Origin of the sequence: Edaphobacter sp. 12200R-103, from assembly GCF_010093025.1 — a bacterium.
Lineage (GTDB): Bacteria > Acidobacteriota > Terriglobia > Terriglobales > Acidobacteriaceae > Edaphobacter.
Genome location: NZ_CP048114.1, coordinates 4,335,550 through 4,351,309, shown reverse-complemented (window position 1 = coordinate 4,351,309; position 15,760 = coordinate 4,335,550). Strand labels below are relative to the sequence as shown.

Genomic DNA, 15,760 nt, shown 5'->3' with positions numbered 1-15,760 from the left:
CAGTTAGCAAGTCAAGATTTTTTTGAACAGGGTCAAATTAATCGCTTCGGCCATAAGTGGTGGACTTGCCCTGGGGGGGAAATTGGCTTGCCATCAGTCACTTTGCGATGTAAAGTTAACGCGTATGAGCGATCTACACAATGCGCTGGGTGACATCAGCAACATCCGCAAGCAAATGGCGCGCAGCACGCAGTTTCGCGGCTACGGTCCAGCAACGCTCGCCGGCACGGGTGTAGTCGCACTACTTGCTGCAGCTGCTCAAGCCTTCCGGCTGCCTGATGCGGCAAACCATATACAGGCATACTTGAGCCTTTGGATAGGAACCGCCGTGCTCTCTTCTGCTATTGCCGGAGTACAAATCTACACGCGCACCCGGCGATTGCACTCTGGCCTTTCTGATGAGATGATCCGTACCGCCGTCGAGCAATTCATGCCTGCTGTGGGTGCGGGGATGCTAATTACAGCCGTCTTAGTGCGTTTTGCGCCGGCGGTCCTGTGGATGCTTCCAGGAATCTGGCAGGTGATCTATAGCCTCGGCGTGTTTTCTTCGTGCCGCTTTCTGCCGCGCCCGATGATTGCGGCAGGTGCTTGGTATCTGATCACCGGGTTGATCTGTCTTTCGCTTGGTGATTTCCGCGCGCTCGCCCCATGGACGATGGGCGTTGCCTTTGGAGGTGGTCAGTTGCTTGTGGCTGGGATACTGCTTGTTGCCACGCCGGAGAATGAAGATGAAGCATGAGCCCCGAGGGAGCGAAGGACGTTTTGCCTATGAAGGGCTGGATCGGGTGATCCATGAGCGGGCACGCCTCAGCGTGCTGACGTGCCTCATCACCAATCCGAAGGGGCTGATCTTTAATGACTTGAAACAGTTGTGCTCGCTTACAGACGGGAATCTTAGCCGTCACCTAAGCGTGCTCGAAGCAGAACATATGGTTGAGATCACTAAGGGACATGAACAGAACCGTCCCCAGACCTTCTGCCGGATTACTAAGGCAGGTCGAGAACGCTTTCTTGAATATCTCTCCACTCTTGAACAAGTAGTAGCGGATGCAGCCAAAGTTTCGAAGGACGAACCCTCGCCTCGCCTAATGCGTGGTCTTACTCCATCCAAAGCCTGACCCTTTTTTTCGGAGGTTACTTTACGATGCAAAGCAATGCTTCTGCGCCCAATCACTTTGCAGTACAAAGTTGGCTACATGTTGCAATCATCATGGACGGAAACGGCCGATGGGCTGAGCGACGCGGCCTGCCTCGCATGGCGGGGCATCGAGCTGGCGCCGCAGCCGCACGGCGTGTGGTCGAGCATGCGCTCGAACTCGGCATACGCTCTCTGACCCTCTACGCTTTTTCCTCAGACAATTGGCGCAGGCCGGCTTTCGAGGTGCAGAGCATCTTCTGGTTGCTCCGTGGTTATTTGCGCCTGGAGCGCGAACGGCTCAGAAAGAACGGAGCTAGGCTCCAAGTGATCGGCCGACGAGACCGTCTGCCCAAGGCGCTGCTACGAGAGATTGAGGAAGTAGAGGCAGCGACAGCGCCCGGACGCCGGATTCTCGTGCGTGTTGCCGTGGATTACTCCTCGCGGGAGGCCATCGCGCAGGCCGCGCTCGAAATGATCTCCGCTTGCGATACGGATCGGCCATTTTTATCGGACCTTCTCGGACAATCCCTTGCGGGAAATTATCGCGGTACAGACGATGTCGATCTGGTGATTCGGACGGGAGGCGAGCAGCGCCTGTCTGACTTCCTGTTGTGGGAGTCGGCTTACGCGGAATTGGTCTTTCTCGAATGCATGTGGCCGGACTTCAGTGATGCCGATCTGGGCGCCGCCCTCGAAGTCTTCAGGAAAAGGGAACGACGCTTCGGCGGTATTCCGACACCGTCTGCGCTATGCCCCAGTTTGGTAGTGGCTGGCTCCTCTTGATTAGTTGGGCCGTGCGAATCCACTCATTGACGAGCTGCCCACCCTCAAGCCACAGAAACTCCAGATAACTTTTCAACGCAAGTAAGGAAACCACAAATGAACAAGATTATCTTACAGAAGGGCTTCGCCATTTCGGCATTAGCCTGTGTGATCCTGATTGCTCTCTACATGGTGGGCGGCGTTATCGATGATAGGCAGAAGTACCGTGACGCGGCAGTGCAGTCGATTGAGGGAAGCTACGCCGGTCCACAGATTCTCATCGGCCCAGTATTGGTGCGTCCATACACTCAAACCATCGAGACCACTGAGACCAATGACAAAGGGATAAAAAAGACAAGTGTCCGAAAAGAGGAACTAACCGCCACGAGCTTCCCTCGCGAGTTGAATATGCATGGAGTCATGCTGCCCAGCGAACGTCGACATGGCTTGTACAGGGTAGAAGTTTACGAGCTCCAAGGCCAGTTGAAGGGCCACTTCGATGTAGTCGATCCTCAGACGGAAGGTACAGTTGTGTGGGGCGAGCCCTACTTAGCGCTTTCCGTGACCGATGTCCGCGGGATTGTTGGAAGACCTAGGGTACTGGTGAATGGCATCGAGGAGACGATACTGCAGGGAGCGCCCGCCGCGACTGGATGGCAGCCTAATCTGCGGGTCCCACTCCACAGGATGTCTGCCCTGAAGGGCAATGTGGATTTTGCTGTCGAATTTAACCTGGCCGGAACTGAGACGCTGAGCATGGCTCCGGTTGGGGATACGAACTTGTTGGAGATCCGGTCGAACTGGAGATCGCCTCTCTTTGGTGGACAGTTCCTTCCGAGAACGCGAAATGTGGCGAGCACCGGCTTCCATGCCGTATGGGAGGTCTCTTCGCTTGCCAGCGGAACTCAAGTACAGCTTGAGGCTAATCCGGTAAAGGCAATTGATCTCATGAGCGTGAGCCTGACAACGCTGCTCGATCCATACAGTCTGAGCAATCGCGCAGTAAAGTACGGGATTCTCTTCGTCGTCCTTACATTTGGCGGCTTCTTCATCTTTGAGTTAATGAAGCAATTGCCAATACACCCGATTCAATACCTGCTCGTAGGCTTCGGTCTCGCGATCTTCTTCCTCTTGCTCGTAAGTTTTTCCGAGCACATGGCCTTCGGCTTTGCGTACTTGATCGCCAGTACCGGTTGTATCGGTTTGCTTTCCTTTTATCTATCCTTCGTATTGCGAAGCACGGCACGAGGGGTAGGATTTGGAGCAATGCTTACGAGCTTTTACGCGGCAATCTATGGATTACTGATCTCGGAGGACAATGCGTTGATTCTCGGATCGCTCATGCTGTTCTTTCTGCTGGCTGCAGTGATGGTGCTGACGCGGAAAGTGGACTGGTATCGAGGCGCATCCGAAAGGCTGCAAGAAAGCCACAACTCCACCGCTCCGCCGCCGCCTCTTGCTTTCTAAGCAGATGAGTCTCACAGTCCGGAGACAGACGTTCAGGGAAGCGGCAACCCAGCAGGACGGGGCAAGCCGTCGCAACCAGACTGTACCCTTGATCTAGCAGCGAGACGAGCTCATGACGACAAAGGATCGAATGACTGAAGTCAACAGATTTAAGGCGGGTTCCACTCATGTCCCGCAAGAACATCATCTTCGCGCGACTCGTTTTTGGCTTGGCATAGTCATGGCCGGTTTGATTCTCAGCGGCGTCACTGCATTTCCCTTGGAGACCGAACTCCATTTCTTCCTCATCCTTCTAAAGAGCTCTGCCTTACGCCCCTTTGCCGAGTTGACCCATCTACTCCCTTGGATTTCGCGGGTTTACAGCGCCCTCGCAAGTACAAATCGGCAATTTCCGTTTCTGGCGTATGGCACCGATTGGCTAGCCTTCGCTCACCTCGTCATCGCGGTGGTCTTTATCGGGCCCTACCGTGATCCCGTCCGGAACAAGTGGGTTATCACTTTCGGTCTCATTGCCTGTGCAGGAGTCATTCCGTTGGCCCTCATAGCCGGTCAAGTTCGAGGTCTTCCCATCGTTTGGCGACTTGTCGACTGCAGCTTCGGAATATTTGGAGGGATACCGCTTATATTGTGTCGGCGACACATCTTTGAAATTGAACGGGCCGAGAAAGGCGTCGGCTCATCACAGTAACTGCTAATCAATGTGATGAGCACTGGTAAGCTTCCGGCCACTCGATTGGAACCTAAAAACCAGCAGAGATGCACCGGTGATCCCGAAGACGGCGAAGTTGCTGCTCAAGAGCGCACGACCAATACACGACCATCGTACGGACGAAACCATCCCAAATGGTCCTAAACCATCCTAAAGCGACGAGACCATAACGCTAATTCCCACAATGATATCCGCTGATTCCAGACCACTTAGTTGGCTTGCTAGGCGGCCCTGAAAAGGCCGGCGTCGGCGGTTCGATCCCGTCTCTGGCCACCATTTAGAATCAATAACTTACAAGAAATTTTAGGCCTAATTCTCCGAGGATGATCGGGCGTTGTTCTTGTAAGTATTTGAAAATACTATATTGCCGATGTTCCTATATTGTTCCCGTCAGCATAAAGCTTGGTTTCAAGCCTCGCACGACGGGAATTAATCCATCGTGCAGCTTTTGCCCACGAGAGAGGCCAGCAGACGTTCATCAATGAGCTGGCGATTTCCGTTAATAGACAACCATAACGCGCGGGACGCCTATTAATTGGTCTCTAGAAACCAGCAGCCCTACTTCGTCGCAAGCTCACGCTAGTGTCTGGCGCGATCAAACCAGTCCTGAGCGCTATGGTTCTCGATGAACTCTATCGCAACGGCGACGCGGTCGAGGCACATCGCGCCACGCCGCACTACCAGGACTATCTGGCGCGTATTCCCTCGTTAGCTGACCGCTCGGCCTTCGTACTCGAGGCGGTTGCGGTTTCATAGGGTAATCGAGTCACGGAGAATTTCAAGAACGATATCGATGGACAGCAAACTGCAGATCGCTTGAGGGCGGCCACCAGTTCCTGTCCGAGAGGGCCTGCCGAGGCGGGATTCTGGCCGGTGACTCGGCACCCTCTGCCCTCAAAGCATCTTCAAGCTCATAAGGCACGTCCTCGCGTGCGTAGTCATATTCTTCCTTTTTCGAAAACGAAGTGAGTTTTCTGCCGCGAACAAATGGCGTTCCATCCCCGAGATTTACGCCGAGCAACGCGCACGGTCCGTGACAAACCGCGGTCACGAACTTTCCCGTGGTCCAGGCACGCACGATAGCCCTCTGAACATCTGTATTGCGCTGAATGTTTTTATCTGGTCCTAGGCTCTAAAGACCAGGATTCAATGCCATACGGCTCCAGACGGACCTGCGGAGTCCTCTCTCCCGGCTTGAGCGCTACATCCGGCATCGGCCGCAGACGCACATTCTCATCATCTGACGGAGCAGCAGCATCCAGTGAGCGGCGCTTTGCCACCACAGCGACCGGGAGACCATGGGCGTTCAGGTCGACGGTATGGGCGTCGCGGAGTAGTTCCACAACAGCAGGTTGTAAATTCCGTAAGACTCATCGTAAGAGCCTCCGCCTCTCCCCCTCTCGATCGTATCGTTGCCGCCAGTTCCTTTCCCCCGGCCTCATCGACATCGGCGATTAACACCCAGGCGCCTTCCTCGGCAAATAGTTCGCAGATCGCCCGGCCGATGCCGTTAGCTCCACCCGTAACAATCGCGACCTTGTTCTTAATTCTGCCCATAGCCTCACGCCACGCGATACTTGTTAATCACCGATTCATCGACCTCTACGCCAAGGCCAGGACCTTGAGGTACGCGAAGATAGCCATCCTCTGGTTGGATCGGGGTGAGGCACAGCTCCCGGCTCAAAGGTCCAGTCGTCGTGTTGAACTCCTGAAGCGTCGCCGAAATATCCGAGTAAAGATTCGGATGTTTCCTGATGAGGACCAGCGTCTCCCCAATCCACGGATGGCCAAGGTGCGCAACGATCATCTTGAGTTGCGGGAATTGGATCGCGATATCGTCCAGAAGAATGTGGGTAAGGTCGAAGCCTGCCACACCTCGGAATTATCCGGGTAATTATCCGCGACACAAATCACGTCATCATCGCATACAACCTGTTCGTCGACTGCGCCAAGGTGTGCATCGATACAGCGTCAGGCCTCGGAGCACCGCGTCCAATCAACGGCCACGCGAACGACGAGGGCCGGGAACGCTTGTTCAGAATTTATGCATTGACGGACATAAAACTCTGGATTTATGGTTTTTGGGCTGAAGAATACGTTTTCTCATGAAAACGGCAGACCGATGGGATCGCACAGATCCAAATCGGGCGTTTGTTCTTAATCGCACACAGCTGTGTCTAAAAAGGAACTTTTATGGGTAAGTCCGCAAATCGCACCGTTCTCACCCGCAGAGAAGCGTTGTTGCTTTCGGCGACGGCTAGCATGGGTATTGCCGCCAGCTCATCCGCACTTGCTTCCGACAGTGTTAAGACGGCTGCTCATCAGGGACCGGGCAATCTGTCGACCCCACGCTCGGCGATAGCCCAAACGCAATACGGGAAGGTGCGTGGATATCTTGACGGTGGCGTTTTCACCTTCAAAGGGGTTCCATATGGCCAGACGACGGCTGGGGAGAACCGCTGGCTTCCAGCGAAGGCACCCAAGCCGTGGACCGATGAATTTCCTGCCCTGGTATATGGCGCGAACTGTCCACAGCACCTGCACACCTGGACGAGCTCCGAGCAGACCTTCATCCAGGATTGGGACGACGGCTGGATCAGCGAGGACATGCTGAAGCTGAACATCTGGACGTCGAGCCTGACCGGCAAACGTCCCGTGATGTTCTACATTCACGGCGGAGGGTATTCCTTCGGCTCCTCTTACGAACTTCCCTCGCATGAAGGCGCACAGATGGCCCGGTACCACGATGTGGTGCAGGTTTCGGTCAATCACCGCCTCAATATCCTCGGCTTCTTCGATGCCTCTGAGATTGGTGGCTCGGCATATGAAGATTCCGCGAATGTAGGCATGACCGATCTCGTGGCGGCGTTGAAGTGGGTGCATGACAATATCGAAAACTTTGGTGGCGATCCCGATCGGGTAATGATTTACGGCCAATCAGGCGGCGGATCCAAGGTCACGACGCTGATGGGCATGCCGTCGGCTGTGGGCCTTATCCATCGCGCGTCGGTTCAGTCGGGCGGCGGCGGCAATATTCCGACCAAGGAGCAGCAGAGGGAGGTTGCTCGACAACTGATGAAGGACCTGGGCCTTGCACCCAACGATATTGCATCGTTGCAGAAAATAGATTGGGCCAAGCTCAACGCCGTCGGCAATGCCGCTGTTGCTAAGATCAATCCTGCAGGCCCTCCGACGGCAGGGCCGGGCGCTCCAGGGACGCCTCGTGTAGGTTGGTCTCCGTGCGTGGACGGCAAGAATATTAATATGCGGTCGTTCTTCGACGCCGCTCCGGAGGTCTCCAAAAACGTCCCCATGTTGATCGGCTCGGTGAGCGAAGAAGGCAATCGCATGTCCCAGCGTCCTACTGAAGAACAGTGGCATGCAAATCTCGCCAAGGCCTACGGTGACGAGAAGGCGAATGCCATTATCACAACGCTGAAAAAGGCATATCCGGAGAAGAAGATTCAGACCCTTTCATATATGTGCAGCGGGGCCGCTGGATTGAACGGTCTCTCCATGCGTAACAACGTCGTAAAGATGGCCAAGCTGAAGCACGGCCTGAACGCCGCATCAGCTTACGCGTATTACTTCACCTGGCAGACTCCAATTCTCGATGGCCTTCCGGGTGCATGGCACACAGCCGAACTTCAATTTTGCTTCGACAATACCAAGCGCTGCGAGCAAGGAACGGGCAATACTCCTGAGGCGCAGGCACTGGCGAAGAAGATGGCCGCGTCGTGGGCAGCATTTGCCGCGACAGGGAAACCGAACATTCCGGGCGTGGCGTGGGAGCCGACCGATCCTGAGACGAACAAGACGATGGTCTGGGACAATCAGATTCGCATGGTGAACGATCCCGATGGTGAAGCTCGCAAACTCATCTTGACCTGACTTGATAACCATGCCAGATGTACTGGACATTCGGCTTGAGACTTATGCGTCTCGTAACCGCGCACGCAAAGAACGAGGCCGGAATTTGTTTCAGTACCCGTGCAACTAATCAATCTAGGGCGGCAAATGAAATCAGAGGAAAAGCAGTTCTTATCCGATCAGAACGGGCCGATAAATCGAAAGTCGGGATCAGCCATAGATCGACGGCAATTTCTTCAGTATGCGGCGGCTTTAGGTGTTGTGGTTGGTTTTGGTGAGGGTGCCCTCGGCCAAACGCAGGAGATAAGTGAGACAGGGCTGCGCCTGCCAGACGGTACAGAACATATCTCATGGGAACAGCCGCTGACCTTTATCAAGACTTATTACGTTGACAACGCTTCAGCCAAGGCTGACGACAAGGGTCCGGGCAGCAAAGCTAAGCCCTTCCGGACGATCGGCAAGGCCGCTGAGGTGCTGCAGCCCGGAGAGCGTGTGGTAATTGCTTCAGGTGTTTATCGCGAGTGCGTTCGCCCGGTACGAGGTGGAACAGGGCCGACACAGATGATCAGCTACGAAGCTGCGCCCGGAGCAAAGGTAGTGATCAAGGGGTCTGAGGTATTGAAGGAGGGCTGGACGCAGGATCCGCTGGCAGCGAGCCGCGGCCCTGGCGGGCCTCCAACAGCGGCGACTCCGGCGCCGCCTCGTGTCCCCACGTGGCAGTACACCTTTACCGGCGCGATGTTCCCGGATGCTTATAATCCGTTTGCCTTGGCGAGCGTAGCCGGCGACCGCGCGTGGTTGGATACCAAATCGGTGGACATGGGGCCGTACTTCCGCAGGCGCGGTCTGGTTTTTGTGGACGGTAAACCTCTGGAGCCGGTGGAGCTGCAGCGTGAACTGACCAGCGCAAGCCTGTACACACCTCCGCCCCCGGGAACGCCGCAACCTCCCAACGGTCTTCCCCCACGCGCTCGGGGCGGTCCCATCATGCAGGAAGTAGGCGCCACGGAGGACGGCAGGTTCTGGACCGATGCCAATGGCCAGTCGATTCACATCCGCCTGCCCAACGGCACTCCAGCTGAACATACGATCGAGGTCACCACCCGCGAACAGGTTTTCGCGCCGCTGACCCGAGGGCTTAACTACATCCGGTTGAAGGGGCTGACCTTCCAGCACGCAGGCAACGGGTTCCCACTTCCGCAGCGCGGAGCAATGGTGGATACCCAGGCCGGAACTCACTGGGTCATCGAAAACAATACTCTCGAATGGGCAAACGCGATCGGCCTGGAGATAGGCGGTGGCGGTGGGTTTGGAGCGCAGCAGACTCCGACTGCACACATTGTTCGTGGCAACACGATCCGCTATTGCGGGGTGGAAGGCATCGCCGGCATCGGGACGCGCGATGTGCTGGTCGAAGACAACATGATCGAGTGGTGCGGCTGGGCGGACGCGGAACGTGAGTGGGAGTCAGCTGGAGCAAAGTTTCATGCCGCGCGCAACATGCTGTTCCGTCGCAATGTGGTCCGCCATATCCGCCACGCCAATGCGGTTTGGTTCGATAGCCGCAACGTGAATAACCGTATCACCGGAAACATTTTCGCCGACGTCGTCACTGTCGGCGCTGCCGTTCATATGGAAGTGAACCTCGAGCAGAATCAGGTCGACAACAACGTGATCTGGAACGTCCGAAATGCTGAGCCGGGCACGCCAGGTCAGCGAGGGTGCGCAGGATCAGGCATTTTCATTAATGCCAGCGACAAACTGATCGTCGCCCAGAACCTGATCGGTCAATGCGACAATGCCGGAGTGTGGGCAATTACCCGCCCAGATCGCGCGGGCACCGGGACAGCCTCCGACAACACGATCTCAAACAATATCTTCGTTGGATGCGGCAAAGCGGGCATTGTGTTCCTCAATCAGAACAACCACGCCGACGGAAATCTGTACGTCTCCATGCCAAAGGACTTTCAGGGATTTTTTACCGGCGATTCGAAGGAATGGCTCGACCTGGCCGCCTGGCGTGATGCACATGGCTGGGATAAGAACGGTGCTGTGGCTGAAATGCGAATTGATTTCAATCCAGATACTCTGCTGCTTACGATCAATAGTAAGCAGCCACTCCCGAAGGTAAGCGCTGTGAATCACATCGACGACGATCTTTTCGGCCAAGTTACGGGAGAGACCAGATTTCCGGGCCCCCTGGCCGCCCCACGAGCCAAGTCTGTCTGGCAGGTTGACCCTCGTCCGGCTGTAGGATAGCGCTGGTCACTCTCAGCGGTCAGGATTGAATGAGAGCAAGCTGAAAGACGTTGGTCAAAACTTCGTACGCAACCAACTTGCATGCGTGCAGGGAGCTTCGGTAACGCAGCTCTTCGGAGGTCATTGGCGTCAGATTATGCTCTACGCCGTCTCCTACAAATTGGAATCGAGGAGATCGTATGGAGAGTCGTCAGTAACACGATATTGGAATCGTTGTGACCAATATCGGTGTCGATCACGGGTTCTCTGCATTGTTTTCCCCAAATTTCTAATCTCGATCATTAGCCACAATTAGTTATTTCACCACCAAGGTGAGTTTTGTGTTCTGAACTGCGTTTCCACTGGTTGCTTGCACAACGAGCGTATAAGCCCCAGGAGGGGTATCGTTCGCATGTCCGTCACCTCCACATCCGATAATGTTGCTCAAGAGGACCAGTAGAACGATGCAGTTCAAAACTGTGTAGCGGATCCGCGCACGTTGGAGCAATGCGATCGAAAATATACTCAGAAGAAGCATCAGAAGCCATTTGATTCTCCCTGAACCAGGGGGAGGTGGTCCTCCGATCGATCCAGCAACAGCTGAACGGCCTGTGGTGGTAATCGCTAAGGTTACACGGGACTGATCCAATCCATTCAGAGTTACAGACTGTGTGGTAAAGGAACAGTCTGTCCCTTGCGGCGCGCCGGTGCAGGATAACGAAACCGTGCCGTGAAATCCGCCGGTCGGCGTGATCGCGAGTGCGTAGGATGCTGTGCTGCCAGAGGAAACCGTCGCCGATGAAGGCGAGGTTGCCAACGAAAAGCCGCTGGAGCCGCAACCGAGGACCGCGCCAGTCTGGCCGGTGAGTTGGCTTACGCTTGCGGCGGTGATCCCATTTCCATTGGCAATGGCCAACTGTTGCATATAGGCGCCCAATGCGATGTTTCCCGCATCTGCCTGACCCTGTTGAAAGTCCTGCAAAGCTGTATTGAGTAGACCAAGCAGGGTGCCGCTAAGCTGAACGTCGGTGAGGTCAGCAATCTTTGTGGAGCTGATTAACGCCTGCACAAAGTCTGTGTAGTCGATTGTGACCCTGGTGGCGGTGTTGGTCTGGATTTCAGGCGAGTTGGCGATCCAAGCCGAGGCGTACAGCGTGTGGGTGCCGCAGGTTTCGGGCTTGAAGAAAGCCCGGTGAGAATAGGACGCGCCGGGATCCATGTGCTGGATCTGTTGCACGTCCAGCAGTGTTCCACCCTTGGCCGGATTGCCATCGTAGTAGGCAATGTTAACCGGTCCCACAGGACCGCCTGTTGCCTGCAGGGTCGCCCTAAGTTTGCTTCGTTGTTCCAGCGAAAGTTGAGGGTCGATGGAGAGATTGATGCTCTGAAGAGAGCCGGACGTTGTCGAACCTAGCCCGACACCCTCCGGGGCGCATCCGGAGGGTGGGCAAATGTAGAAAGGCTGATGCACTCCGTACATGCCAACGTTGTTGCTGTAGGGTTCAAACGGCACCTGGGTAATCTGGGTGAGATTCGCAGCGGGAATGGATTTCAGACCATGGTCCGGCATTTCGGCCGCTAGCGTGCCGCCAGTATCTTCCATCCATGTCACTACCCAGAAGACCATGTAGGCGTTGCCATTTTTCGTAGAGACGAAGCTACCGGGGTCGTAGTCCACATGAGCGGTAGTCCAGTTGGGTTCGGTTCCCGCGGCCTTGAATCCTGCAATCGACGGAATGATCTGATCGCTTCCGATCTGAAAGCTGTTGCCACACAAACCAGGGGGGCAGGTAGAGTTCCCGTTTTTGCAACTTGCCTCGCCAGAACCGGAACTCGTGCAATAGAGTTGGCCATAGAAGCGCACATGAACAGGTGCAGTCGTATTCGCCAGGCTGTAGTTGTAGACCCGGGTAGTGAGAGTCAACGGATCGGAAGGGCTCGCTTCGGCGAGATTGGGACCATTGGTGTTGCCTTTCTTTGAGATGAAAAAGCCCTTCATGAGATAGAAGTAGTTGTCCTCGACAATCGAGGTGCTGTTTGCTGCCACGAAGGTTGCCAGTCGCTGACTCTTATTCCAGTTCCAACGGCCAGGATGATTCACCCCCACATCCGGCAGCTTGTACACGTTCAGCCACCAGATATCGCCCCCCGAGCAAGTCAAATCGGTGTTATTTTTGTCCACGCTCGAAACGGGGTCGGCGAGAAAACCGACGAACATCGGACCAGTGCCGGCAATATCGATTGGCTTTCCATTGTCTGGATCGTTTACGGCTGTACAGTTGTTCTTATCGGGCGTCTGGCCCGCAGTACAAGCATCCTCCGAGGCGGGATTCTTGACATTCTTCAGTCCGAAGACGTAACCACCGAAGGCATAATTGCAACATGTCGCCGCATAACCGAATGGCGGTATGTTGACCGAAATTGCTTTGGAGGTACTCATCGAGGTCGATGATTCATTAAGGGTGTTGAGAGAGGTGCTTGCCGCAACATCCATGCTGAAGTTGAAATTGGCAGCATCAACTCCCTTTACCCCAGCACCCTCCGAATAACTCATGGAAAGCTCGTTGGAAAAGGAACTGGTCGAGCCGCTGCTGCTGTCCTGAGCATGGCCCGAGGTCCACTGAGTGGAGTAAGAGGAATTCGAATTTCCTATTGCCATGCACGTCGCAGCACCGGTCAGCGGGTTCACCTGCTCGGTGTATCGTGCCTGCAGTTCTGCCAGACTCCAGGGGTAAGAGAATATGTTGCCAGGTTCGTGGACGGGTTGATACCAGTCCTGCGTCAGACCATCTATGTCGGAGTAGCGAATCTGGTCGGGCACTGAGAACTGCACATACATCGGAACCTTCTGGCCATCGACCCAACAGTTATTTGCGCCTGCAGTGTCGCAGCCAAGCACCGGGTAGTAATAGACATTCATCGCTTTCTGGGTGAAGTAGAGGTAGTCGGATAAGCCGGTGGTAGCGCTTAGGGTCTGGGTAGTTCCTGCGTAGGTGCCGTAGGTCTTTTTTACCGTGTCATCATGGCCGGTCTTGGTCGTGTCCTTGATGCTTTCGCTGGCGTTCTCCAAACCATCATTAAAAGTGGCGCTTTCGCCCACTGACGTCTTGGTGGAGATGCCCCAGCTAGTGGTGCTGGAACGCTTGCTGGAACTGTTGGCATTGGAAGTGAAGTTGAAGCTGCTTGCGAATCCCTGGCCCGCCGAGGGTGGCTCGCTGGGATTTACCGAAAGGTTCACGATGCATGCAGTATTCTCATCCGTGCATCCACCCGATTTATTCTGCCCGGCCAACGTCGGGTCGTGGGGTGCGATGTAGTCAATATGCATAGGCGGGATTGCCAGCACTAGATCCGGCTGCGTTTGCGAAGGTATACGGACGATGGTCGGCGCTCCCAGCCGCAGCGAGCGGCCCTGCATGTCACTGGGCACCAGAAAACCGAGGCTCGGAGTATCTGGATTTGTAGAAGGTACGTTACTGGTGTTATCGCTCTGCTGCTGGCCGCTGAGCCAGTCTGTCGTCTTTGACGGATTCGATGGAAACGGCGACGGCACATTGACGTTAAAGATAAGAATGTGCGGATCATAGCTATTTACATAGCCTACGAGCTCGTAGGTTTCAATCTGCCACCCCGCGTTGTGCGATCCATCTGGGTTCTGATGGTCAAAGTTTCCCACCCACATGTTTTCCAGATGGTCGCTTTGGAGTTCGTATTTTCGCTCGGTCTCCGACTCCCAGTCGAAAGTATCCAGGGCGCCGTCATCCGGCAAGAAGCTTCCGATCTCGATATAGCTCGCAGCATACGTATCACCGCACTTGATCCCGAAGATCAGTTGCTCATCGGTCTGTTGTGGCCAGTAGACGAGGGGTGCCGCCTGTGCCAGCGCGCCAATTGAGCCAGAACGGTCCGGGAAACGGAAGAATGGCTGATCCTGAGTGGGGTTCTTCATCGGCACAACGGTCGCGGTAAAGGAGCCACTTTCGCCGGAGCCTGGAGTAATCCTGATGGGGATCACGCTGTATCCACTCGTTGCACCATTACCATTGATCGTATCGATCTGTCCGAAGACGACAAGGTCGGCGTTCGTAATGCCATTCGCCTGACAAGGGTTACCGTTGCCTCCGCATTGACGGAACTTTCCGGCTGCCAGCGCCACCTGTCCCGAAGTCATGATGACTGGGAAGTTTCCGATCAGGGGTATCTCTGCCGTCAGTTTTACAGTGGTGGTCTGAGTGATGGCCAGTGTGTTCGGATCGACTGAGTAGAAGGCGATGGTCTGGTAGTCGTTGAGCAGCGCTGCGATCTCGTCTTTGCCATCTCCATTAAAATCGCCAACCACAATGCTGCCGGCTACCGGCATGAGCCCGGTCTGGTTATGGTTATAGAACTCCGGCCCTTCCTTGGGAGCGCCTGCCTTCGTGGAATCGGCGGCAGTCAGCGCCTTCATGCCCCAATAGGTATCGCCGGGCGGGTCGCTGGCATAAAATAGCAGCGGATCGGCAAGGCCGTCGCCGTTGAAGTCGCCCATTACCACCTGCGTATATACCTTGAAAAGCGGATAAATATTGGTGGTCAGCAGGATACTCGACTGAATGCCAGTCGAATCGGCCAATGCAAGATTCCAGCGGCCTCCGGACTCCGTCAGCACCGCGATGGTGTCAGTGTTGATGTTGAACATCCTTCCTGACGCTTCTGACGCCAGGATTCCAGATCCGAGTGGGACGTCTCCGGAGTTATCGTTGGCGATGGTGATGACCTTCTGCGTCCCGGATAGGCCGGACCTGGATGTATCCATCGTTGTCAGGGATGTTGTCAACGAATTGTCTGAGTTCTGGGTGACCTGAACCATGGCCAGATCGTCGTTCTGGAGAAGATACTTCCAACCCGGGGTGACATCAGTGACGTTCGACATATTTGGCGCGCCGGCGTCATTGCTCAAGTTCTGTCCATGAAGAGAGGGAGACAAGGCTGCAACCGCCAAAAATATGAGAATGGTCAGTTTTATAATGCAACGAAATCCAGCCTGAAACGAATCATCAGCCTTCGCACTCTGGCTTTGGTTTCCTGTTCTCCACTCGATCCATATCGTGCTCATAGCGATCTCCCGCGTTCAGAATGTTACCGTGGCCTTTGAAAGCATCATCCTTCGAAGAACAGCTCCACCCAGATCGCACAGGAATATCAAGCCACAGGCTTGATACGAAAACCAGACGAGCACTCCGTCGCGACATTATCAAGAAGACGAAAAGTTGGACGAGTGCAAACAAACTGGCGTTTGCTACATATGAAACCTTGGTGAGGATTACGCAGTTGCGAAGCTTATGCTCTGCACATATGCAAAGTCGAGGTAAATCATAGGAAAAATATTCCTGCACGGCACCTCATGCCTCTTCATTTTCCACGCATACCGTAGGCGCATAAGGTGTCGGGCATGTCTGCAGCAGAGGAGGCCGCTCGTATACCCTGAAGGATCAAGAAGCCTGTTTCCAGGAAGATCGTTCGATTCGCCAAACCCGTTTCCTCCAAGGGTCAGCTTGTGCGTCAATCAGAATAAAACATAGGAAGTTCCGATTGAA

Annotated in this window: 12 protein-coding genes; 7 read left to right on the top strand and 5 right to left on the bottom strand. The window is 55.0% G+C overall.

Features of this window, described 5'->3' with window-relative positions; all coding sequences use genetic code 11:
* Positions 1–124: 124 nt before the first annotated feature.
* The 4 genes from GWR55_RS18080 (at position 125) to creD (ending at position 3,367) form a co-directional block, all read left to right on the top strand.
* Positions 125–739, top strand: a complete 615-nt coding sequence (locus tag GWR55_RS18080) for a hypothetical protein (RefSeq protein WP_162403498.1) — start codon at positions 125–127, stop codon at positions 737–739.
* Entirely contained in the window at positions 729–1,118 is a 390-nt protein-coding gene (locus tag GWR55_RS18075) for a transcriptional regulator (protein ID WP_162403497.1), read from the top strand. The genes GWR55_RS18080 and GWR55_RS18075 overlap by 11 nt, the downstream gene beginning before the upstream one ends.
* Before the next feature lie 26 nt (positions 1,119–1,144).
* The gene (locus GWR55_RS18070) at positions 1,145–1,921 is read left to right on the top strand and encodes a di-trans,poly-cis-decaprenylcistransferase (RefSeq protein ID WP_162403496.1); all 777 of its coding nucleotides are present in this window, start codon (positions 1,145–1,147) and stop codon (positions 1,919–1,921) included.
* Between the two features lie 96 nt (positions 1,922–2,017).
* The gene (gene creD / locus GWR55_RS18065) at positions 2,018–3,367 is read left to right on the top strand and encodes a cell envelope integrity protein CreD (RefSeq protein ID WP_162403495.1); all 1,350 of its coding nucleotides are present in this window, start codon (positions 2,018–2,020) and stop codon (positions 3,365–3,367) included.
* 418 nt (positions 3,368–3,785) lie between these two features.
* Here creD and GWR55_RS18060 read toward each other — a convergent pair whose 3' ends face one another.
* The gene (locus tag GWR55_RS18060; protein ID WP_162403494.1) at positions 3,786–4,007 is read right to left on the bottom strand and encodes a hypothetical protein; all 222 of its coding nucleotides are present in this window, start codon (positions 4,005–4,007) and stop codon (positions 3,786–3,788) included.
* A 684-nt stretch (positions 4,008–4,691) separates the two neighbouring features.
* Between GWR55_RS18060 and GWR55_RS18055 the strand changes: the two genes are divergently transcribed.
* Positions 4,692–4,832, top strand: coding sequence for a hypothetical protein (locus tag GWR55_RS18055; RefSeq protein ID WP_202925543.1), 141 nt, complete (start codon positions 4,692–4,694; stop codon positions 4,830–4,832).
* Positions 4,833–5,191: 359 nt separating this feature from the next.
* Here the strand turns inward: GWR55_RS18055 and GWR55_RS18045 are convergent, their stop codons facing one another.
* Genes GWR55_RS18045 through GWR55_RS18035 form a run of 3 tightly spaced genes read right to left on the bottom strand, consistent with a single transcriptional unit; the run spans position 5,192 to position 5,949 of the window.
* Positions 5,192–5,419, bottom strand: a complete 228-nt coding sequence (locus tag GWR55_RS18045) for a hypothetical protein (protein WP_162400428.1) — start codon at positions 5,417–5,419, stop codon at positions 5,192–5,194.
* Positions 5,313–5,633: an SDR family NAD(P)-dependent oxidoreductase gene (locus tag GWR55_RS18040; protein WP_162403493.1), complete on the bottom strand. Its 321-nt coding sequence runs from the start codon at positions 5,631–5,633 to the stop codon at positions 5,313–5,315. The genes GWR55_RS18045 and GWR55_RS18040 overlap by 107 nt, the downstream gene beginning before the upstream one ends.
* Positions 5,634–5,637: 4 nt before the next feature.
* The gene (locus GWR55_RS18035) at positions 5,638–5,949 is read right to left on the bottom strand and encodes an amidohydrolase family protein (protein WP_202925542.1); all 312 of its coding nucleotides are present in this window, start codon (positions 5,947–5,949) and stop codon (positions 5,638–5,640) included.
* 320 nt (positions 5,950–6,269) lie between these two features.
* Between GWR55_RS18035 and GWR55_RS18030 the strand changes: the two genes are divergently transcribed.
* Together GWR55_RS18030 and GWR55_RS18025 are read left to right on the top strand one after the other, a co-directional pair.
* Entirely contained in the window at positions 6,270–7,967 is a 1,698-nt protein-coding gene (locus tag GWR55_RS18030) for a carboxylesterase/lipase family protein (RefSeq protein WP_162403492.1), read from the top strand.
* 240 nt (positions 7,968–8,207) lie between these two features.
* Positions 8,208–10,205 carry a right-handed parallel beta-helix repeat-containing protein gene (locus GWR55_RS18025; protein ID WP_238398512.1) on the top strand — a complete coding sequence of 666 codons (1,998 nt, stop codon included), beginning with the start codon at positions 8,208–8,210 and terminating at the stop codon, positions 10,203–10,205.
* A 295-nt stretch (positions 10,206–10,500) separates the two neighbouring features.
* On the opposite strand, the gene GWR55_RS18020 is transcribed toward GWR55_RS18025, so the two are convergent.
* Positions 10,501–15,123 (bottom strand): VCBS repeat-containing protein, encoded by a 4,623-nt coding sequence (locus GWR55_RS18020; protein WP_162403490.1) that lies wholly within the window; start codon positions 15,121–15,123, stop codon positions 10,501–10,503.
* Between the last annotated feature and the right edge of the window lie 637 nt (positions 15,124–15,760).